This window comes from Rhizobium aureum (assembly GCF_030182495.1).
GTDB classification, from domain to species: Bacteria; Pseudomonadota; Alphaproteobacteria; order Rhizobiales; family Rhizobiaceae; genus Rhizobium; species Rhizobium tropici_C.
Map to the genome: position 1 here is coordinate 150,783 of NZ_JAQJCI010000006.1, position 20,151 is coordinate 170,933.

Genomic DNA, 20,151 nt, shown 5'->3' on the forward strand with positions numbered 1-20,151 from the left:
GAGGGGATCCGATGTTGACGGTTGGAAGAACGGGCTTTGCCGTGCTGATGACCCTGTCGGCATTGGCGGGGTGTGCGGGGCGGTTGGAGAATGTTCTCCAGCCGCTTGCGGCGGCAACGCCGGGCACAAGCACCGTTGATATCATGGCAGCCACCACTCGCCGGCCGACCGACAAACCGGGCGAACTCTATTCCGGCGAGCGCGGAACGGCGATATCCTTCAACGATATCGTCGTTTCCATTCCTCCGGATCGAAACCGCAAAATCGGCGAGGTACAATGGCCATCGCATGTGCCGGCCAATCCCGCAAAGGAATTCGCGGTTATGAAGGTCGGGAGGGTGGCATCCGAACGCGACGTTCTTGAATGGTTCAGCAAGAACCGCAACGCCAAGCGGCAGGTCGTCATTTTCGTGCACGGCTTCAACAACACCTATTCCGACGCCGTCTTTCGTTTCGCTCAGATCATGCATGATTCCGGAACGGATGCCGCGCCGATCCTCTTCACGTGGCCCTCTCGCGGCAACGTCTTCGACTATCTCTATGACAAGGAGAGCACGAATTTCTCACGGCGAGCACTGGAGGATCTGATCCTGCAAGCCGCCAAAAGTCTGGATGTCGGGGAGGTGACGATCCTCGCCCACTCTATGGGATCCTGGCTGACGGTGGAGGCGTTGCGTGGCGTCGCCATGCGCAACAAGACGATTCCGGCGAAGGTGAAGAATGTCATCCTGGCATCGCCCGACATCGATATCGACGTGTTCCGCCGGCAGATGATCGAGATGGGGGCGCAACGCCCGCATTTCACGATCTTTTCCTCGACCAAGGACAAAGCCCTGCAGGTTTCGCGATGGCTGTCCGGCGGCGTCAATCGTGTCGGCGGCTTTGACTCGACGCCCTATGCCGCGGATCTAGCGAAGCTCGGGATCACGGTCATCGATACAAGTTCCGTCAAGCCGGACGATGCGCTCGGTCATAATGCGTTTGCGGACAATCGCGACATGGTCCAGTTGCTTGGACGGCGGCTGGCGGGGCAGTCGCTGGATACCGGGCAAGTCTCGCTTGCGGACCGCGTGGGGATGGCGGCCGTTCGAACGGCAGACCTCGCGGGATCGGCAGCGAAAGTCGCAGTCGCAGCCCCCATGTCGATTATCAGCGATGATGCAAGGCAAGTGCTGAAACAGCAATTTTCCTCGGGACCGTCGCCTATCGTCGATGGGCGGATTTCCTACTGAACTGGATTATTCATTTTAGATCCGATCATCCGTCACACCACGGGCCAAGGGCGTTCGAGTGTGATGGCAAGACCACCGGCACGGCAGCCGGAAAAAGCGGCTCGATGATTGGAGCCGCTTCGCAAACCCGCATGCTTTTCACCATCAGCACGGAGGATATTACTCGGCTTTTCGGGCCGGCCGGCCCACCGGGGCGACAAGCACGCTGCCCGGTCCATGCACGGCGGCGAAGAGCAGGCCAGCCACGAACGTAAAGTGATCGACGAAAAAGCCGAATTCGGCCTGGTTACCTGCCCAGTGCGACGGCCCGTGGAATGAGAAGCCAAGGAAGATGACATAGATGGCTGCGATGATCGCCGCCGGGGTGAAGAAGGCTCCGCTGAGGAAGGCTATGACCAGCTGTGCCTCGAGGGCCGCCGCACACCAGGCCAGGAACAGCGGCAACGGAAAGCCGGCGGCTGCGATGTAGCCTGCGGTCGCGCCCATGTCCATGAACTTGAATGATACAGCCATCAGGAAGACGGACGCGAAGATCAGGCGGGCGATGAGAATGGCGGCGGTCTGCCAGGTCGATTGAGTATTTTCCACGATATTCCTCCGGTTTGAAATTGGTTGATGCCCCAAGGACGGTCGATGGAGGGACATACCGACAGAGGTCGGAAATTTTTCGGGCTATGTGTCGTTGGAGGCGTCCCGCTTCATGAGCGCCGGTAATCGAGTGAGATCGGGTCGCGCACCTGGGACATTGCGCATTCGGATGGATCGTTTTGAATACACTGCGATGTCGCCGCAAGCGGAGGCCGTCACAACACAGTCTCGAACAGGGGAACCAATGCCGCGCCGATGGCACCGGGGGAATCGGTCATCTCCGCTACGGTCAGCTTAGGCATGTCCCGCAATGCGCCATGGCGAGGCAGATTGTTGATCTCGGTCCGTTCGATCATCATTCTTGCCAGCCGATGCGGAAGCTCGCCGCCGAGCACGATCAAGGCGGGGTCGAATACCGCACAGATCGCGTTGATGGCGCGATTATGCGCCGGCATCACGCGATCGACCCATTCGGCGACATCATTCGAATTCAGCAGTTCTTCGCGTTTGAGATCCCGCAACGTCAGATCCGCGTATCCTTTGGCGCGAAGGTGTTCCAGCAGGACACCAAGTGCCGGGCGGTCGCCGTAGTCTTGACGCTCGAAGAGAACCGAAAATTCGCCGGCATTGCCGAAACTGCCGCGAAACGGCATGCCTCCGGAAACTAGACCGCCGCCATAACCATGAAGATGCGCGATATAGGCGAAGTCCGGAGCATCGCGGCCGACGCCAAAGATCGCCTCCGCCAGGGCCGCGGTCCTGGCAACATTATCGGCCCAGACCGGCAAGCCAAGCTGCTTGCCGACAATCGGCGCCAGGTCGATCAATGACCAGTGCGCCAGCGGCAGCGGACAATTGAAGGCTGTTTCCAGCATGCGGTGGCCGGAGACTGCCAAGCCGATACCGAGGATATCGCTGCGCTTGGCGTGTTGGCGAATAAGAAGGTCTTCGAGCGCGGCTTCGATCCGGTCCAATTCAGCCGGAAGCGAGGACCCTGCCTGTGGAATTTCCACGTTTTCCAAAGGCTCTCCGAAACCCATGAGGCAAAGGCCGATTGAGCCGACATTCACTGAGATTCCGAGTGTCAAGCACCAGTCTCTGCACAGCGTCAGTCCAGGGCTTGGCGGTCCGGGACGACGGGCTTCCGATGCGGAAAAGGCAATCATGCCTCGATCATGCAGCCGCCCGACAATTCGATGCAGGGACTGTTGAGTGAGGTCGAGCGGCTCGGTCAGATCGGAACGCTCGATACCGGGAGCCTTCCAGATCAGCCGCAGCAGATCCCGTTCGTTGCGGGAAGCCACGCGTGGAGGTTGAAGATCCCGCAAGAAATGGACGGCGACATGGTCTAGCGGATTATACTTCATTTTTTGACCATTTTAATTTACACTATAAGTGTGAATCTTTTAAAGGCGCTTGTTTTTGTCAAGCTGAGAAACCCGATCCCCGATCTGCCGGTCCTGCTTACTTCATCAAGATCGGCCCGGCCAGCGGAGATCGCGCCAATCCCGTCCCGGTAAAAGGGGCGGTATCGGAGCATTCGGGGCATCATATCGGCGTTGCGACATCCCAGGCGAGATGCGCGAATGATGAGTAGGTAAGGGGGGTAAGAGCCAAGCTGCATGGTATCGTTGAGCCTCGACAATGTTGCGCGCTCCTATGGCGCGTTATCTTTTGATTTCACGCCGACGCATAAGGGCAGTGATTTCGAGTCGATGGTCGAGGCGTTTTCAGGAGCCTATGGCGTCTTTGACGCCAAGCCATTGGGCAAGGACCGGGCTTTTACCTGGGCGGCGGATCTCAGAAGAAGCGGGTCCCTTACAGCGGTCCATTCGGCATATGAAAGTCCATGGGAAGTCCGGACGCTCGATGAAACCCCGCAACATCTTGGGCTTTATATCCCCCGCGCAGGTTCGTTGCGGCTGAGCATTGGAAGAAGGGTCGCCGAAGGTGGCGCCGGGCATATTCTCATGGCGAACAACCATGAGGCTCGCGATCGCTTGCTTCTGGGCGAGCCGATTAGCCTGGACGCTCTCTTGCTGGACTGGAAAGTCGTCAAGCGAATGCTGGCTTCACTTCTGGAAACGCCGATCCTCGATTCGTTGGATCTGGAACCCGTTCTCGATCTTGCAACACCCGCCGGCCAGCTCATCGGCAACCTGGCACAAACGATCATCCAGGGCATGCGCAATGATGGGCCGCTCTTATCCTCCCCACTTGCCGTGTCGGCGATGAGCGAAACGCTTGCCGATCTTGTCATCAGATTTGGCCAGCATCGTCTTTCCTGCCATCTGAGCAAGGAGAAGGTGTCGATGATCGCGCCGTGGCATGTGCGCCGTGCCATAGACTATATGCACGCCAATATTACCGAGCCCTTCACCATGTCGATGGTGGCGGACGATGTCGGCGTTTCGCTTCGTGCCCTGCAGATGGGGTTCAAAGCATTCAGAAAAACGTCGCCGGGTGCCTATCTGCGCACAATCAGGCTGAAAGCTGCGCGCGATCAATTGCGAGATCCGTTGAATCGGCAATCCGTTCGCGAAGTCTGCGCGACATGGGGTTTCTTTCATCCGGGCAGGTTCTCCATTATCTATCGCAGCATGTTCGGAGAGAGCCCAAGCGACACGCGCGCGAATGCGGTGGGGCTGCGTTGATAGCCATACCATCCGCGGGACGGTTATCGTTCCCTATTGGCGGAAAGGCTAGACGTCCGAGAGGATTCTCGTGGCTGCTACAGCCGCGTTAAGGGCCATGACTGCATCGGCATCGGTCCGGCTCGGTTCCGGGTGACCAAAGAAATAGCCCTGAACCTCGCTGCATCCTTCGGTCAGAACGCATTGAAGATGCGCTTCCGTCTCCACGCCCTCGGCGACGGTCGTGACACCAAGCCGCTTGCCGAGATCGGCAATCGCCCGGACGACAGCAGCAGATTCCGGGCGCTTCACGGCATCCCTCACGAACGAACCATCGATCTTGATCTTGTCGAAGGGGAAGGCTCGCAGATGCGTGAGGGACGAGTAACCGGTTCCAAAATCGTCCAGTGCCACACGAACCCCCAGGTCGTGTATACGGCGCAGATCTCCAATGCCCCCTTGCTCGTCATCGAAGATCGCAGTTTCCGTCACCTCAATTTCGAGCCGTTCCGGCGAAAGGCCGGAAGATGCCAGCGCCGACAACACCGTGGAGACGATCGTGCCCTTGCCGAGTTGGCAGGCCGATACATTGACGGCCACGCGCGCGCCATCCTCCCATTGGACGGCATCCCGACATGCTGTCCTCAGGACGAACTCGCCAAGCTGCTCGATCAATCCGTTCTGCTCTGCGACTGGAATGAATTCCGCAGGTGAGATCCACCCCCTTTGCGGGTGATGCCAGCGGATCAATGCTTCGCGTGCCGTGACCTTGTTGCTGTCGATATCGACGATCGGCTGATAGAAGACGAACAATCCCCGGCCGTCCCGCAAGGACGCGCGTAATGTCGTTTGAAGCTGAATGCTTTCCTGGATTCGATTTTCCATCTCTTCGGAAAACACCTTATACGCGCCCTTGCCGGCGGCCTTTGCCGCATAGAGGGCGATGTCGGCCCGAGCGAGCAAAGCTTCTCCCGTTTCTCCATGCATTGGCGCGTGCACGATGCCGATCGATGCGCCGATTTGAACCTGATTTGCTTGGTCGAGATCGAACGGCATGGAGAGGGCATCGATGATCCGGCCGGCCAGCCGCGCCACCCCCAAGGGGTCGGCATATGGAACCAGAACGGCAAATTCATCGCCGCCGAGCCGGCCGATCGTCATGGCGGGGGCTGCGCAAATGGCGCGCAGTCGATCGGCGACCGCTTTCAGCAGGGCATCGCCGATGCGATGGCCTTTGGTATCGTTGACCAGCTTGAAGCCGTCTAGGTCTATGAATAGCAGCGAAGACCCATGGTCCACCGCGCCGAGGCCCGCGTCAAATTGCGCATTGAACGTTGTACGGTTTGCGAGTCCCGTCAGCGTGTCGTAATGCGCGAGCTGGCGTATACGTCCCTCTGCCTCCACTTCCTTGGTGACGATCGCCCAGCTGAGCATCGGCCCCAGAAAGCTTCCGTCATCGGCGGTGATTGCCGAAATCCTGAGGTCGAGCACTTCCGGCCCGAGCTTGATGCGGGCATTATGAGGCAGATTTGCCGGATCTGCGAGAATGCGGCGTTGATGCTCCGGATTCCTATGGAAGACATCGATCGAGGTGCCAAGCAGTTCGTCTGCCTTTATCGGCAGCAGATGCTCGATCTTGCGTATGAGGTGTTTGGAGGTCTCGTTGGCGTAGTTGATGATCAGCGTTTCGGGCTCAACCGTCATCACGGCGACAGGCATGTCATCGATCATCCGCAGCAAACGGCTTTGCGCTTCCTCGCGTCGACGCGCTTCCGTCTGCGTATTCACCATGCGCGCAAAATCGCGATAATTGATGTTGAGGATGACGAGCATGCCAATCGATACCAACGCGATGTTGATCGCGGTCGCAATGAAGGTTGGCTGTCCGGTCGCACAGAAGAAGATGATGAAGGCGCCATTGACGATTGCAGTCACGGTTATGGCTGCCGAGCGAAGATGCATTAGGCTGAAGATGCAGGAAATCACCGTGATGGCCATGTAAAAGGCCAAATGCGAACGGGTATATGCATCGCCGTAGGGAAAGAGCAGGAACGACCAGGCGGTAAAGGTAAGGGCAATTGCGAAAGCAAGGCGATTGGTCCGTCTCAGAGCATGCAACGCCACCTCCGGCGTTGGATCCATGTGACGCGACCGCCACCAATGGCGGACGCGGAATATGGATGCCAATGTAAGGACAACAGGAGCTCCAATCGTGAGCCAAGCCGGGGCAATCATCATGTGCGTCGCGGCAACCGCCCAGGTGCTCGACATCAGGATGAAGTACATCATCGGCATCTGGCGCGAGAAAGCGCGGTATTGTGCTTTCAACAGCTCGGGATTGTCGACCGGTACCGCCATAAATCGCCGAACGCTGTCGAACATCTGCCACATGGAGGCCTTTCCATGTATTCCAAATGGTCCATGTGCCATCTCGCTTGGGCGTTGTGCGACAGTCATGAATGCAACAATTTACTGATTGATAGGGCCACGCGACCGCAGGCGGTCGCGAAGAACCACCCGAAGATAAGCGTCAACCATCCAGGATTGAGTTGCGCAAGCGATTCCCCGAATTCTTGGGTTCCAGCGTTCAGGCAGTAGGAGACGGTAGCCAAACTTATCACGACCCAAACAATCCATGACAGATTGAACATGAACTCGATTTTATTGCGCTGTTCTGCCCGCTGTTGCAAAAGAACAAAGCTGATTACGGGGATGCTTGCGCCCATCAAGACGAAGGGTGTCCATGAGGGGGAGAATGCATGTGGAAAGCCAGCCATCAATAAAGCGGCGGCGGCAATCGGCCCAAGAAATAGGAGGGCCGCGCTCAATGGCGATGCAGACAGATTGCTTGTCAAGCTATTCGAGTCATCAACTTCCGATAGCAATACTTCCGTATTCTTATCTGCGCTCTTCAATTGCTTCCCCGATGATTGTGAATGCTTGTTGTTACGTGATCGTCCCTTCGGATAGTTTTAGAGTGGTTGCGAAATGTTAATGATCTGTTGGTGTTTCCCGAACCGATGGCGTGGCGTCGTCACACGGTTGGATTGTTGCGTTACTTGGATATCTATTTCGTAAAATGCAGGTTTAAGCCGGCGCTATGTTCACGTCCTCTGATGGACCCGATGCCGAAATTCTCGATGGTGACGGCTTCAATTTTGGGCGGCATTTGCGAAAGCCGGCGCAATAGGGCGCAGGTTGCCCGCAATCGCGTCCGGGCCGAGGCCAGGAAAGCGTGTCCCTTGCCGCCTCGTTGGCCTGCAAAGGCGGAGTAAGGATCAAGCGATCGATGTTCTCCCTCCGCTTTCGTGTCATGCCAAGAGACGTCCACCGCCGCGCCTGGCGAATGCACCAACCATGCTTGGGCATCGATTCCACTGGTTTCAGCGGGTGGAGAGGGCCGGCGGTGGCGGTGGGGTGGTCGAGCCGGAGGCGAGTGAGCGCTGAACCATGACCGTGTCGGCCCAGCGGCCGTAGCGATAGGCAACCGCCGGCAGCAGGCCGACGCGAACGAAGCCGAAGCGTTCGTGCAAGGCCAGCGAAGCGACATTGTCTGCGTCGATATAGCCGATCATCTGCCGGAAGCCGGCCGCAGCGCAGGCGTCCATCAGCCCGCGCATGAGCAGGCTCCCGACGCCCTGGCCGACATGGTCGTGATGCACATAGATCGAATGCTTGACGGTGTAGCGATAGGCCGGGCGCTTGCGGAACAGCACAACATAGGCATAGCCGACGACCTTCTCACCTTCGATCGCAACGACATGCGGGAAGCGGCGGTCCTTCAAATTCTTGCGCCGTTCGCGCAGATCGTCCGGTTGCGGCGTGTCGCTATCATCAACCCCAGCCTCGACGCCACGGTGAATATGGCGGCGATAGATCGCCAACATCGCATCGACGTCGCTCTCCCGGGATGGGCGAACGACGATTGTTTTATCCTGCTTCATGACCAATCCGAACTTTCGAGCCTATTCCGCGACGACGTAGGTATAGAGTCGGATTTTGCCGGATGCGTCGATCTCGCGATAGAGCCCCTGGATCTCCACCTCGAAGCCGGGGAAGGTGTTGAAGCAGGTCTCGAACATCTTGAGATAGTCGATCATCGGCTTTGCCTGCTCCGTCAGGCGCTCGCCGGGCACGATGGTCGCGATCCCCGGCGGGTAGACGACGAAGGGTGTCGTTGCGATGCGGCCGGCAATGGCGTCGATCGGCAGATAGTCCACATCGTTGCGCACCAGGCAGCGTGCGGCATCATGCGGCGACATGGCCATCGGCGGCAGGTGGTCGGCGGAAAACTGCTTCGTCTGGAGCGCGCTGACATCGGCCTGGCGGAAGAAGTTGTGCATGTCCCTGCACAGATCGCGAAGCCGCACGCCTGCATAACGGCCCGGACGGCGCCGGTAGAATTCCGGGATAGCTTCCTCCAGCAAAGCATTGTCGTCATGGAGTTTCTTGAAGGCGACGAGGCCGCTGATCAAAGTGCCGGCCTTGCTGGCCTCCACACCGGGCGTGAGCAGGAACAGCAGCGAATTGAGGTCGTTCTTTTCCGCAACGATGCGGTTTTCGCGCAGATATTGCGCGACCACGGGCGCCGGTATGCCGTGCTCGGTGTATTTTCCGCTCGCCCGGTCGAAGCCGGGGGTGAGCAGGGTGAGCTTGTTCGGATCGGTCATGGCAAAGCCCGGCTCCATCGCCGAAAAACCGTGCCATGCCGCGCCCGGCGTCAGATGCCAAAAGGCTGCATTGGTGGCAAGCTGGTCCGTGGCAATACTCTCCCACGCTACGTCATGCACCGCGCCTGGGCTGGAGACATCCGGGATCGCCACCCGGTCCGGCACGAAGGGCTCGAAGAACCAGCGGCGCTCCGGACGATGTTCCTTCTCCTCGAATTCGCGGCGCACGGCGCGGATCTTCTTGCGCAATTCGATGCCGAGGCGGATCGTGTCGTCCCAGAGCACTTCGCCCGAGCGGCCCTTCATCATCTGCGCGCCGACATCGAGAGAGGCAAACAGCGGATAGAAGGGCGAGGTCGAGGCGTGCTGCATGAAGCTTTCGTTGAAGCGCCGGTGCTCCACGCGGCGCTTCTGGCCGGTGATGTGCCTATCCTTCATGTGAATCTGCGAGGCCTGCGAGAAGCTGGCGAGCTGCTTATGGGTCGATTGCGTGGCGATGATACCGGGCGCATCCGGGCCGAGGTCCGAAAGACCCATGGCAAAGCGCCCGGCATAAAGCGGATGAAACTTCATGAAGCCCGCCCATGCCTCGTCGAAGAGGATGTAATCGCACAGGTGGCCGATGCGCTTGAGGATCATCTCGGCATTGTGGATGGTGCCGTCATAGGTGCATTGCTCCACGACAGCGACGCGGAACGGGCGCGGCTTCTTGTAAGCCTCCGGATCTTTCACCAATGGATGCGTGCGGATGCGCTCGCGCAGCGCGTCCTCGTCCATTTCAGCGAAATCCATGGGGCCGATCAGCCCATAAAGATTGCGTCTGGTCGGCAGATAGACCGGAATGCCGCCCGAGATCATCAGGGCGCCGTGATGGGCGGCCTTATGATTGTTGCGATCGAACAGCACGAGATCGCCATCGGTGACGAGGGCTGACAGAGCAACCTTGTTGGAGGTGGAGGTGCCGTTCAGCACGAAATAGGTCTTCTCGGCGCCGAAGATCTTGGCCGCTTCCTTTTGCGCGGCGAGAGCCGGTCCCTCGTGGGTCAGAAGGTCGCCGAGGTCGAGCACGGAATTGTCGAGGTCGTCGCGAAACACCGCTTCGCCCAGATGCTCCATGAAGACACGGCCGATGGGGCTGCGGCTGTAGAAGATGCCGCCATTGTGGCCCGGGCAGGTCCAGAGATGGTTGCCCTCCTCGGCATAATCGACCAGCGCACCGAAAAACGGCGTCTTCAGCGTTTCGGCATATTGCTTGAGCCGGCTGATGAGGCTCTTGGCGATGAAGGCGGGCGTCTCTTCGGACAGGAAGACATAGCCGTCGATGAAATCGAGGACCTCGACCGGCACATCCTCGAAGCGCTTGCGGCGGATCAGCAGGATGATCGGGAATTCGAGGCCGCGCCGGCGCATGAGGTTGATGAGGGCGGCCGTCTTGCCTTCCAGGCCTTTCTTGCCCCAGTCGACCAGCATGCAGCCGATCGCTGCGTCCGTCTGCACGGCGATCTCCGCATCTTCGAGATTGCGCGCGCGCACCACTTCGAAGCCGGAGCGTTCTATCTCCTCGACGATCTGGTTGTAGCGGGCACCCTCCAGATCCTCATTGTCAAAGGTGGGCGTTGCGAACAGAAAGTTGAAGCGTCTGAAATAATCCATCTGGGTACCCGCTTTTGATCCGGCACGAGGTGTCGACGTATTTCATGACATGGATGTGACAAAATATCGAATGTCCGAAACATGCAAACAGAATGGCATTTCTGCCATTCATGTCGTCTCCCTGTGGATTTTACTTTTTCATTGCAATCCGGAAAATGTCGTGTGTCCGTTAGGTTTAGGCGCTAAATCCGGATTAAGCGCATCGATGAAATCGAAAAGTCACTCGGCGCCGATCAAAACCAGACACGGCGACGCGATCTTATGAAGCGGTATGTTAGCGTGGGCCGGGTCTCTGGCGACTTTCTCTATACAAATCATCAGGTCCGCTGCTTTGCCGACATCTCGCCCAGCCGTTCTGGCAAGTATATCCCTTGCCAAAGCCACCTGATCACCTCTTCGGCTGTTCTCCCATTGGGCCAGGGTCGAATGGCCGGTCAGTCGACCGGCTGAAACAGAAGTCGCGATGAATGCCGATAGCCCCAGGATGAGCAACATGCGTCTTTTCACGTGATTTCCTCTGCATGCCCGATCTTAGCCTATGACGTCGAATTGCTATGACAACGGCACAAGATGTCAATGATGTGCAGCCGCATTCACCTGTCGGGACCCCGCATCTCTGCCGCCCGTTCCGCAATCACTTCGCTCCTCCCATTTGAAGGCATCAAGGAAGAACCGCAGATCGAAATTTCAGCTTGCCGTTTCAATCGAAATCAGTAGCTATCGCTGCTTCGGCTTTGCCGCCATTCCTTGATTTGTTCGCTTGATTGCGGGCTTCTCAGCAGCCAGATGCGCTGACGGCATCTCGGGTGTTGCCGATCGGATATCGTTGGTGATCGATTGTGCTGCTGCGATCACGGCTTGCCTGATCTCTGCCACGCGCTTCTCGTCGACGCCCGTGACGAAAGGAACGCTGACGGCTGCAATGACCGTGTCCTGGTGATCCCTTACGGGGGCCGCGATTGCATGGACGCCGGACATCTGCTCGCCCATGTCCCGCGCCCAATTCTGCTTGCGGATCAGCGCAAGCTCTTCGAGCATTTTGTTTGGGTCCGTAATCGTCTGGTTGGTAAAGCGCTCCAGCTTCGTCAGGCGCCGCTCAATGTCCTCCTGCAAGGAGAAGGCAAGCAGGATCTTGCCGGCGGCACCCGCATGAAACGGCAGCCGCTGGCCTGCCGTTGCCGAGAGCGCATATTGGCCATGGCCCTGCGCCGAGGCAACAACCAGGATATTGTCACCTGAGGGCACCGTCAGCTTGCTGCCTTCGCCAAGAAGTTCGGAAATCCTGTTCAGATGCGGCTGCGCGATCGCCAGGAGATCGTAACTTGCAACGGTGGGAGCGACATGGGCTGCAAGTGTGAGAAGGCGCCTGCCGAGCGTATAGCTTCCCGCTGGTGAGCGATGCACGAAGTCATGGGCGCTCAGCGTATTCAGCATGCGGTAGACGGTGGTGCGCGACAGCTTCACTGCCTTGACGACATCCCGGATCGTCGCGCCCTCAGGCGTGCGCTCCAGCAACGCGAACACCTCCACCATCTGTTCGATGACGGGGATACGATACTTTTGCGCGGCGTCTTCACTAATGTCTGTCATAGAAATCCTGCCAAGCCTACCAGGCAATACCCAGCCTTCCTTAAGCAATCCGTGGAGTTCACGCAATCGCGGCTCCCTTCCATTGACTCCGACATGAGAATGCCGGTAAATTCTTAGATGAACTTATATCAGTTCAAATAAGAAACGTCATGTCGATTTAATCGCGGCACAGCGTTTCGAAAAAGACGCCGGATCGGAGGTTTGGCGAGTGGCTGCGCCGGCACGCGCGGCGAAACGGAATTACGGAGGAGGATGCAATGAAGAGTGTGAAATCGATCGGACATGTGGCTGTCAGCGTAAAGGACATCGACCGCTCGCTTGACTTCTATGTCAACAAGCTGGGCTTCGACGAAATGTTCCGGCTCGATCGTGACGGCCGCCTGTGGATCGTCTATCTGCGGATCACCGACACGCAGTTCATCGAATTGTTTCCGGAGGGCGTCGGCGATGGCGCACCGCCATTTGCCAATGTCGGATACAATCATCTCTGCCTCGAGGTTGAGAATATCGATGAGGCGATCGCCGATATCACCAGCCGCGGCGTCGTCCTGACGGCGGAAAAGAAGCTCGGTGTCGACAACAATTACCAGGCTTGGATCGCAGATCCGGAAGGCAACCGCATCGAGCTGATGCAGCTCGGCGCAGACGCCATGCAGACGGCCGCTATTCGCCGCATCAAGGGACTGGTCTGAGCCATGGATCTTTTCAGGCATCTCGGTCATATCGCATTGCGCGTCAATGATCTCGACAAGTCGCTGGCCTTTTACCAGAAGCTCGGCTTTCGCGAGATGACGCGTCTGCTCAATGATCAGGGCGAGGCGTGGATCGTCTATTTGAGGATCAACGACGATCAATATCTCGAGCTTTTCCCGAAGGGGATAAAGCGGCCGGAAGCCGGCCCGGACGTCATTGGCATCTTCCATATTTGCCTCACCGTTGAAGACATCGACAAGACGTTCGAAGAGCTTGCGAAGGTGGGCATTCACCCCAGTAAGCCAAGGCCGACGAAGATCGGCATCGATGGCAATCGCGGCGCATGGATCGAGGATCCCGATGGCACGCAGATCGAAGTCATGGAGATGGCGCCGGATTGCATTCAGCTCCAGGCCATCAGGAGATTGCATGATGAATCAGCCTGAACGGGCTGTTGTCTTCCTCGATAGCAGATAATCCAAAAGGGCCCGGCGGTTATCTGCCGGGTTCTCTCGTCGCGGGGTTTAGAGCGTTTCTGCTTTTCTTCGAATTGCGAAAACGCTCCAGCTTTTTGTCCCAACGCAATTCCGGACGGAAAACCGTTATGCGCTTTTCTTGGAATTACTCTAGAAGATCTGGTCATAGGCGTCCTGCATCGCCCGCACGAACTGGTCGTCCGTGCGCTTCGGATCGCTCCAATATTTGTCGGCTTCCTGCCAGATGGTGCGATACCAGTCGGCATCAGCCGTATTGAAGGGGTTGGAGACCTGCTTTGTCGGGTCTTTCAGCGTTTCCAGAACGAGCTTGTTGCAGGCATCGAGATTCGTCGTATCCGCGTCGATACGAACAGGGCTTGCGCCTTTCTTCAGGACGAATTCGGCATTCAGCTTCGGGTCGACATCGAGCTTGGCGAAGTCTTCCTGGGCCTTGGCGGTCTCGGCATTATTGGTATTGAGGAAGCCCCAGGAATCGACCGTCACGACCACGGCCTTGGTTCCGGGGATATTCATGCAGTCGAAATCCTCGCCAAGCTTCTGGTGGGCGGCCAGGAACTCACCCTTCATCCAATCGCCATGGATCTGCAACAGAGCCTTGCCGGTGATGACCAGATTGGTCGTATCGTTCCACTGGCGGTTGGGCGAGCCCGGATCGGTGTGCTCGGCAATCTGGCGGAAGCGCTTCAGCGCCGCGCGCATTTCCGGCGTATCGATGACGGTGCGGTCGGGCTTTTCACCGTAGAACCGATTGTAGATATCGGGGCCTTCTTCCGATGCGATCAGTGCCTGCAGCAGATAGGCCTTCTGGAACTGATCGCCGCCCTGGGCGATCGGGATGTAGCCGGCGGCCTTGACCTTGTCGAAGGCCGCGAAGAGGTCGTCGAGCGATTTCCAGGACTTCGGATCGACGCCGGCCGCTTCGGCGACATGCTTGTTGTAATAGATCATCCCGTCGATATGCACCGTTGCCGGCGCCTTCATGATTTCCCCGTCCACGGTGATGTTCTTCAAGACGGACGGCGGGAAGTTCTTCGTGGCGCCGATGCTGTCGAACAGCTTGGTGAGCGGTACGCCGAGGCCTTGCTTGTTCAGATCCCGATAGATGCCGGGATCGGAATTCATGAAGATCGCGGGCGGGTTGCCGCCGGTGATCATGTTCATCAGGCTGACATTGGCGCCGGAGTCATGGGCGATGGACAGGTCTTTCCATTGGTGACCGTCCTTGGCCCACGCCTGCCGCAGAACGGTGAGCGCCGCGATCTCAGATGGTTTCGACCAGGTGTGATAGACCACGACCTCATCTGCCCAGGCGCTTGCGGCAAGAGTGGTCGCGGCAAGCAAGAGGGACAGCCTCTGCAGGGATTTCCATTTCGTCATGCAATATTCCTCCCTTTCTTGATCTGGTCACAGCCGCTGGCCGGTCGGAGCGTCAAAGACGTTCAGCTTGGTGAGCGGCAGATAGACGGGCAGAGCTGGCTGGCTGCGATAGCGATTTGCGTCACGCCCATCGATGCGTACGGCGATGCTCTTTCCCGACATGGTCAGGAAAGCGAAGGCGTCAGGCCCGGATTTCTCGAAATATTCAACCGGGCAGTCGAAGCGAACGGTGTTTCCCGCGTCCTGACGCTCCTCGATCAGAAGCTCTTCGGCCCGGAACCCGATCTTCACGGGTTTGCCTTCGGCAGCCTTCGCCTTCCACTTGTATTCGCCAAGCCCGATGCGGATGCCGCTCTTCTCATCCACCGCAACGAGGTCGCCGCCGTCACGACTGACGGTGCAGTCGAGCAGGTTCATGGCCGGGGAACCGACAAAATCGGCGACAAACAGATTGGCCGGCTCATTGTAGATTTCATCAGGCGTGCCGAATTGCTGAATGACCCCCTTGTTCATCACGGCAATCTTGGTCGCCATGGTCATCGCCTCGACCTGATCATGGGTCACGTAGACGACGGTATTCTTGAGCTGGTTATGGAGCTTCTTGATCTCCATGCGCATTTCGTTGCGCAGCTTGGCGTCAAGGTTGGAAAGCGGCTCGTCGAACAGGCAGACGCCATATTGCTTGACAAGCGCCCGGCCAATCGCGACACGCTGGCGCTGGCCGCCGGAAAGCTGCGAGGGCTTGCGGTCGAGAAGATGTTCGATCTGCAGCAGCTTGGATGCCCAGGCGATCCGCTTGTCCGCCTCTTCTTTCGTGATGCCGCGCGAAGACAGTCCGAAATTCATATTCCCGCGTACTGTCTTGGTCGGATAGAGCGCGTAGGACTGGAAGACCATGGCAAGGCCGCGATCCTTGGGATCGAGGTAGCTGACGTCCCGCTCATCGATGAGGATTTCACCGTCGTCGATTTCGAGCAGGCCTGCCAGAAGATTGAGAAGCGTTGTCTTGCCACAGCCGGAAGGGCCGAGCAGCACCAGAAATTCGCCGTCGCCGATGCTGAGGTTCAGGTTCTCGATGACCGTGAGAGCGCCGAATTTCTTGACGATATTGTTGAATGCGATGGAAGGCATGCCCCTATCCCTTGATGGCGCCGGCGGTGATGCCCTGCACGAAGAACCTGCCGAGGACGAAGTAGATGACGAGCGGCGGCAGGGCCGTGAGCAGCGCCGAGGCCATGTCGACCGCATAGTTCTTGGCGCCCGTGGTCGTCACCGTGATGTTGTTGAGCACGACCGTCATCGGCTGTGCGTCCTGTGCGCCGAAGGTCAGGCCGACCAGAAAGTCGTTCCAGATGCCGGTGATCATCAGGATCAGGACGACGATCATGATATTGCCCGACATCGGCAGAACGATCTCGAAGAAGATCCGCCAGAAAGAACCGGAATCGATCATGGCGGCCGCGATGATCTGCGGCGGCATGCCCCGGAAATAATTCCGGAAGATCAGTGTCAGGAAGGGCAGGGACAGGACGCTGTGAATGACGGCGATGCCAAAGGTGGTGCCGTAAATATGCAGCGCGCCGGTGATCTTGATCAGCGGATACATGATGATCTGGAACGGCACGAAGGCGCATATGAAGAGAACGAACAGGAAGCCGTTCGCCCATTTGACATTCCACAGCGCCAACCCGTAGCCGGTGACGATCGATAGCGAGATCGTCAGCACGAGGCTCGGGGCAAGAATATAGAGCGAATTGACGAAACCGATACGCACGCCGTTGCAGTTCATGCCGGAACAGGCCTGCGTCCAGGCATAGGACCAGGCTTCGGTCGTCCACGGCGAAGGCAGGGAGAATATCTGCCCTTCGCGGATCTGATCCATCGTCTTGAAGGACGTCACGACGATGACATAAAGCGGAACCGCGAAAAACGCGGCTGCCATCAGCAGGAAGATGAAGATCACCACCCGGCTTGGCCGGATCAGCGGGCGCCGGCGCGCTTTCGTTTCTCGACCGGATTGCGCTGCGGCGGAAATTGCCGTCATGCCGCCCTCCTTTGCCTGATAGCCGTGATGACGACGAGCGGCAGGAAGAGGGCGAGAGTCGTCAGCAGCATGACGGCCGCGCCCGCAGAGGCGAAGCCGAGATTCTGCTTCTGCCAATAGGCGTCGATCACGAAATAGGCCGGCATGACCGATGCGCCGCCTGGTCCGCCATTGGTCATTGCGACGATGATGTCATAGGCCTTCACCACGCCGATGCAGAGCAGGATGATGCAGGTCAAGAAGGTGAGTTTCATCATAGGGATGATGACCTCGATATAGAGCCGCCAGAAGGGGACGCCATCGAGGCGCGCGGCCTGCCAGATCTCGGTGTTGATCGACTTCAGGCCGGCAAGCATGAGCGCCATGAAGAAGCCGGTCGATTGCCAGACCGCCGCCAGGATGACACCGAACATGACCGTGTCCTGGCTTGCGAGCCAGTTGAAGGAAGCGCTCTGCCAACCCATCGAGTGAAGCACGTTCTCGATGCCGAGCTCCGGATTGAAGAGCCAGCGCCAGACGAGCCCGGTGACGATCAGCGAAACGGCGAGCGGATAGAGAAAAACCGTGCGGAAGATGCCTTCCCCGTGCACCTCCTTGTCGATCAAGGCGGCAAGGATAAAACCCGTTACGATCGACAGCAGGCTCCCCACGGCAAAGATGGCGAGGTTCTGCAGGGACAGGATCCAGGAAGGATCGTGGAAAAGCCGCCAATATTGCTTCCAGCCGACGAGTTCATAGTCGGGAAAGCGCCTCGATGCCGTGAAGGAGAGATAGACGGTCCAGCCTATCGCTCCAATGAAAAACACAAGCGTCAACAGCGCCGCCGGCGCAACAGCCAGATGCGGGACGACGCGGCTCCATCGGATTCCCATGAGCCTCCTCCTCAGGCCGCCAGCGTTCCGCTCCTCCAGCTCGCCGCAGACCTGTTCTCATATGAACAAGATACAGTTCACAATAGACCAACTATAGGAATCAAAAAATCGGGATGTCAAATGACAATTGGCCGTCCCTCTGAGCTGTTGCCCGCTGACGTTGGATCGGGGCGAGGCGGGCAGCCAATCAATCGAAGAATGTTTGGTCGTCTTCCGCGAGATATAGTCTTGCGCGTTCGGGTAAGAGGTCGACGCCCATGCCTGGTCGTTCGATGACATCGACAAAGCCATCCTTGACGATCGTCTGCGGCAGGCCCTCGACGATGTCGTACCACCAGTCCGGGTCGCCGGTCGTATACTCGAAGGCGATGAAATTGTGAGGCAGGGTGGCGCATACCTGGATGAGCGCGCCGAGGCCGAGCAAGCCGTTCGCCGTCCCGTGCGGCGCCATCATGATCGAATGAAGATCGGCATATTCGGCGATCCATTTGAGTTCGGCGATGCCGCCGACATCGGCCGGATCGGGGCCGACGACATTGACCGCTTGGCCTTCGATCAGTTCCTTGAAGTTCTGGCGCAGATAGATTTGCTCGCCGGTATGGATCGGCGTCGTGCTCGCGCATGTCAGTTCACGATAGACGCCGGCATTGACCCAAGGCGTATAGTCGCCGGAGAGCAGGTCCTCGATCCACAGCAGATGATAGGGCTCCAGCATGCGGGCAAGACGGATCGCATCGGACAGCATCCATCCCGGGCCGCAATCGAGCGCCAGCCCGATCCTGTCGCCGGCGACTTCCTTCATCGCGGCAACACAATCGACCAGATGGCGCAGGCCCTTTTCCGTGATCGGACCACGGTCGAGTGCGCCGTGGAAGGGGCTGGCATTGGGTTCGCCGTAATAGAAATCCGGAATCCGCTTCATCGGTGAATGGAAGCCGATCGGCTGTTTGATGATAGTGAATCCTTCAGGCAGATCCATCATCTTCTTCAGATCGTCGGCCATGTGCTCCGGCTCGTAACCGCTGATTGGAAAGCGAATGGAGCCGTTGTAGACGCGAATGCGGTCGCGCACGCGCCCACCAAGCAGTTTGTGCACCGGCAGGTTTGCCGCTTTGCCCGCTACATCCCAGAGCGCCATCTCGATGACGCTGACGGCCGCGCCCCAGGGCTTGAAGCTTCCGCGCTGGCGGATCTTCAACATGACACGCTCGACATTGGTCGGATCCTCGCCGATCAGCGCCTCCCGGAAGGCAAGGATATGCGGCTTTAGATAGGGCTTCCACGTTTCGGCCTGGCCATAGCCGGAAACGCCTTCATCGGTGACGATGCGCACGATCGGGCTCTTGCCGATGATGGCGCATTTGAGGTCGACGATCTTCATTTCCGCTCCTCTTCATATCGGCGTCATAGGAGGCGCCGCCCCCTCCGCGGCGTTGCCGCCTGGATCCACCCAGCGGCGATTGACAAACCTGCGAGCCTTCTATTATCATTCATTAGAGAACTGATAAAGTTCAAATAGGAAACGATCGTGGAGGCGGCGGTTTCCAGACGCGCTTGCAGAATGGGCTCAGCTGGAGGAGGCAGGCCATGGTTACGCAGCATGCGGACGTCGCAGGCAGGGCCGAGCGGTTCAACAAACTTTATACCGCGGCAGTCTATGATATCCTCGACGAGATGGGGTTGCCCAATCAATGCATGGATCTCGGCATTCGGCCGCTCGACCGTGCGATGCGCATCGCCGGCCCTGCCTTCACGGTCGCCGCGACGGTCGATATGCGTACCGATGAGGAATATGATCTCGAAGAGGTCAAAACCTTCACCTTCTTCCGCCGCATGTATTCAGGCTGTGTCGTGCTGATCTCAGCCGCGGGCGAATGCAAGGCCGGTCACTGGGGTGAGTTGATGAGCACCGCTTCGAAGGCGCGTGGCGCAGTCGGCGTCGTCGTTGACGGCGGAATCCGAGACGGCAATATTCTCATGGGAATGGAGGACTGGCCGGTCTTTACCCGCTATCTCTCGCCCATCGAGTCGCGCGGCCGCACCCGCATCAGCGGCATCGAGGTCCCGATTTCCGTCACCGGCACCTTGACCTCACAGATCAGGGTCAACCCGGGCGATTGGCTTTTCGGCGATATGGATGGCGTGATGGTCATTCCCGCCGATAGGGTCGACGCCGTTCTGGCACGCGCGGAAGAGGTTCTGACGATCGAAAACAGGTCGCGCGACGAGATCCGTGCCGGCGGCGATGTCGCCGACATCTATGCGAAATACGGACGGCTTTGATCCGTTCGCTGACATCAAG

17 protein-coding genes are annotated in these 20,151 nt (G+C 58.3%); 5 read left to right on the forward strand and 12 right to left on the reverse strand.

Annotation, left to right across the window (positions count from 1 at the left end; translation table 11 throughout):
- Window positions 1-11 precede the first annotated feature (11 nt).
- Window positions 12-1,232 carry an alpha/beta hydrolase gene (locus PH552_RS16905; protein ID WP_245430355.1) on the forward strand — a complete coding sequence of 407 codons (1,221 nt, stop codon included), beginning with the start codon at window positions 12-14 and terminating at the stop codon, window positions 1,230-1,232.
- A gap of 159 nt (window positions 1,233-1,391) precedes the next feature.
- Here PH552_RS16905 and PH552_RS16910 read toward each other — a convergent pair whose 3' ends face one another.
- Together PH552_RS16910 and PH552_RS16915 are read right to left on the reverse strand one after the other, a co-directional pair.
- Window positions 1,392-1,823: a DoxX family protein gene (locus PH552_RS16910; protein ID WP_483315498.1), complete on the reverse strand. Its 432-nt coding sequence runs from the start codon at window positions 1,821-1,823 to the stop codon at window positions 1,392-1,394.
- A 212-nt stretch (window positions 1,824-2,035) separates the two neighbouring features.
- Entirely contained in the window at window positions 2,036-3,187 is a 1,152-nt protein-coding gene (locus PH552_RS16915) for an ROK family transcriptional regulator (RefSeq protein WP_112342392.1), read from the reverse strand.
- Window positions 3,188-3,442: 255 nt separating this feature from the next.
- Between PH552_RS16915 and PH552_RS16920 the strand changes: the two genes are divergently transcribed.
- Window positions 3,443-4,474, forward strand: coding sequence for a helix-turn-helix transcriptional regulator (locus PH552_RS16920; RefSeq protein WP_113249743.1), 1,032 nt, complete (start codon window positions 3,443-3,445; stop codon window positions 4,472-4,474).
- 48 nt (window positions 4,475-4,522) lie between these two features.
- Here PH552_RS16920 and PH552_RS16925 read toward each other — a convergent pair whose 3' ends face one another.
- The 5 genes from PH552_RS16925 to PH552_RS16945 form a co-directional block, all read right to left on the reverse strand.
- Window positions 4,523-6,844, reverse strand: a complete 2,322-nt coding sequence (locus tag PH552_RS16925) for a putative bifunctional diguanylate cyclase/phosphodiesterase (protein WP_245430354.1) — start codon at window positions 6,842-6,844, stop codon at window positions 4,523-4,525.
- 62 nt (window positions 6,845-6,906) lie between these two features.
- Window positions 6,907-7,368, reverse strand: a complete 462-nt coding sequence (locus tag PH552_RS16930) for a hypothetical protein (RefSeq protein WP_112342390.1) — start codon at window positions 7,366-7,368, stop codon at window positions 6,907-6,909.
- Window positions 7,369-7,836: 468 nt separating this feature from the next.
- Window positions 7,837-8,397, reverse strand: a complete 561-nt coding sequence (locus PH552_RS16935) for a GNAT family N-acetyltransferase (RefSeq protein WP_112342501.1) — start codon at window positions 8,395-8,397, stop codon at window positions 7,837-7,839.
- 21 nt (window positions 8,398-8,418) lie between these two features.
- Complete coding sequence (locus PH552_RS16940) at window positions 8,419-10,776, reverse strand: Orn/Lys/Arg family decarboxylase (protein ID WP_112342389.1); 2,358 nt, start codon at window positions 10,774-10,776, stop codon at window positions 8,419-8,421.
- Between the two features lie 717 nt (window positions 10,777-11,493).
- Complete coding sequence (locus tag PH552_RS16945; protein WP_112342387.1) at window positions 11,494-12,366, reverse strand: IclR family transcriptional regulator; 873 nt, start codon at window positions 12,364-12,366, stop codon at window positions 11,494-11,496.
- A gap of 257 nt (window positions 12,367-12,623) precedes the next feature.
- Between PH552_RS16945 and PH552_RS16950 the strand changes: the two genes are divergently transcribed.
- Window positions 12,624-13,058: a VOC family protein gene (locus PH552_RS16950; RefSeq protein ID WP_112342386.1), complete on the forward strand. Its 435-nt coding sequence runs from the start codon at window positions 12,624-12,626 to the stop codon at window positions 13,056-13,058.
- 3 nt (window positions 13,059-13,061) lie between these two features.
- Window positions 13,062-13,505 carry a VOC family protein gene (locus PH552_RS16955; RefSeq protein ID WP_112342385.1) on the forward strand — a complete coding sequence of 148 codons (444 nt, stop codon included), beginning with the start codon at window positions 13,062-13,064 and terminating at the stop codon, window positions 13,503-13,505.
- 180 nt (window positions 13,506-13,685) lie between these two features.
- Here PH552_RS16955 and PH552_RS16960 read toward each other — a convergent pair whose 3' ends face one another.
- The 5 genes from PH552_RS16960 to PH552_RS16980 all read right to left on the reverse strand — a co-directional run bounded on the left by PH552_RS16960 (window position 13,686) and on the right by PH552_RS16980 (window position 19,230).
- Window positions 13,686-14,933, reverse strand: coding sequence for an ABC transporter substrate-binding protein (locus PH552_RS16960; protein ID WP_112342384.1), 1,248 nt, complete (start codon window positions 14,931-14,933; stop codon window positions 13,686-13,688).
- Window positions 14,934-14,960: 27 nt separating this feature from the next.
- Window positions 14,961-16,064, reverse strand: coding sequence for an ABC transporter ATP-binding protein (locus PH552_RS16965; RefSeq protein WP_112342383.1), 1,104 nt, complete (start codon window positions 16,062-16,064; stop codon window positions 14,961-14,963).
- 4 nt (window positions 16,065-16,068) lie between these two features.
- Window positions 16,069-16,977, reverse strand: a complete 909-nt coding sequence (locus tag PH552_RS16970; protein WP_112342382.1) for a carbohydrate ABC transporter permease — start codon at window positions 16,975-16,977, stop codon at window positions 16,069-16,071.
- Complete coding sequence (locus tag PH552_RS16975; protein WP_112342381.1) at window positions 16,974-17,849, reverse strand: carbohydrate ABC transporter permease; 876 nt, start codon at window positions 17,847-17,849, stop codon at window positions 16,974-16,976. The genes PH552_RS16970 and PH552_RS16975 overlap by 4 nt, the downstream gene beginning before the upstream one ends.
- A 187-nt stretch (window positions 17,850-18,036) precedes the next feature.
- Complete coding sequence (locus tag PH552_RS16980) at window positions 18,037-19,230, reverse strand: mandelate racemase/muconate lactonizing enzyme family protein (protein WP_113249742.1); 1,194 nt, start codon at window positions 19,228-19,230, stop codon at window positions 18,037-18,039.
- Between the two features lie 206 nt (window positions 19,231-19,436).
- On the opposite strand from PH552_RS16980, the gene PH552_RS16985 reads away from it, so the two are divergent.
- Complete coding sequence (locus tag PH552_RS16985) at window positions 19,437-20,132, forward strand: RraA family protein (RefSeq protein ID WP_112342379.1); 696 nt, start codon at window positions 19,437-19,439, stop codon at window positions 20,130-20,132.
- The last annotated feature ends 19 nt before the right edge of the window (window positions 20,133-20,151 follow it).

Bases quoted from the DNA above. Each gene is read 5' to 3' on its own strand.
- PH552_RS16905 (WP_245430355.1), top strand. From the start codon at position 12: ATGTTGACGGTTGGAAGAACGGGCTTTGCCGTGCTGATGACCCTGTCG.
- PH552_RS16915 (WP_112342392.1), bottom strand. From the start codon at position 3,187: ATGAAGTATAATCCGCTAGACCATGTCGCCGTCCATTTCTTGCGGGAT.
- PH552_RS16920 (WP_113249743.1), top strand. From the start codon at position 3,443: ATGGTATCGTTGAGCCTCGACAATGTTGCGCGCTCCTATGGCGCGTTA.
- PH552_RS16925 (WP_245430354.1), bottom strand. From the start codon at position 6,844: ATGTGGCAGATGTTCGACAGCGTTCGGCGATTTATGGCGGTACCGGTC.
- PH552_RS16935 (WP_112342501.1), bottom strand. From the start codon at position 8,397: ATGAAGCAGGATAAAACAATCGTCGTTCGCCCATCCCGGGAGAGCGAC.
- PH552_RS16940 (WP_112342389.1), bottom strand. From the start codon at position 10,776: ATGGATTATTTCAGACGCTTCAACTTTCTGTTCGCAACGCCCACCTTT.
- PH552_RS16945 (WP_112342387.1), bottom strand. From the start codon at position 12,366: ATGACAGACATTAGTGAAGACGCCGCGCAAAAGTATCGTATCCCCGTC.
- PH552_RS16950 (WP_112342386.1), top strand. From the start codon at position 12,624: ATGAAGAGTGTGAAATCGATCGGACATGTGGCTGTCAGCGTAAAGGAC.
- PH552_RS16955 (WP_112342385.1), top strand. From the start codon at position 13,062: ATGGATCTTTTCAGGCATCTCGGTCATATCGCATTGCGCGTCAATGAT.
- PH552_RS16960 (WP_112342384.1), bottom strand. From the start codon at position 14,933: ATGACGAAATGGAAATCCCTGCAGAGGCTGTCCCTCTTGCTTGCCGCG.
- PH552_RS16965 (WP_112342383.1), bottom strand. From the start codon at position 16,064: ATGCCTTCCATCGCATTCAACAATATCGTCAAGAAATTCGGCGCTCTC.
- PH552_RS16970 (WP_112342382.1), bottom strand. From the start codon at position 16,977: ATGACGGCAATTTCCGCCGCAGCGCAATCCGGTCGAGAAACGAAAGCG.
- PH552_RS16975 (WP_112342381.1), bottom strand. From the start codon at position 17,849: ATGGGAATCCGATGGAGCCGCGTCGTCCCGCATCTGGCTGTTGCGCCG.
- PH552_RS16980 (WP_113249742.1), bottom strand. From the start codon at position 19,230: ATGAAGATCGTCGACCTCAAATGCGCCATCATCGGCAAGAGCCCGATC.
- PH552_RS16985 (WP_112342379.1), top strand. From the start codon at position 19,437: ATGGTTACGCAGCATGCGGACGTCGCAGGCAGGGCCGAGCGGTTCAAC.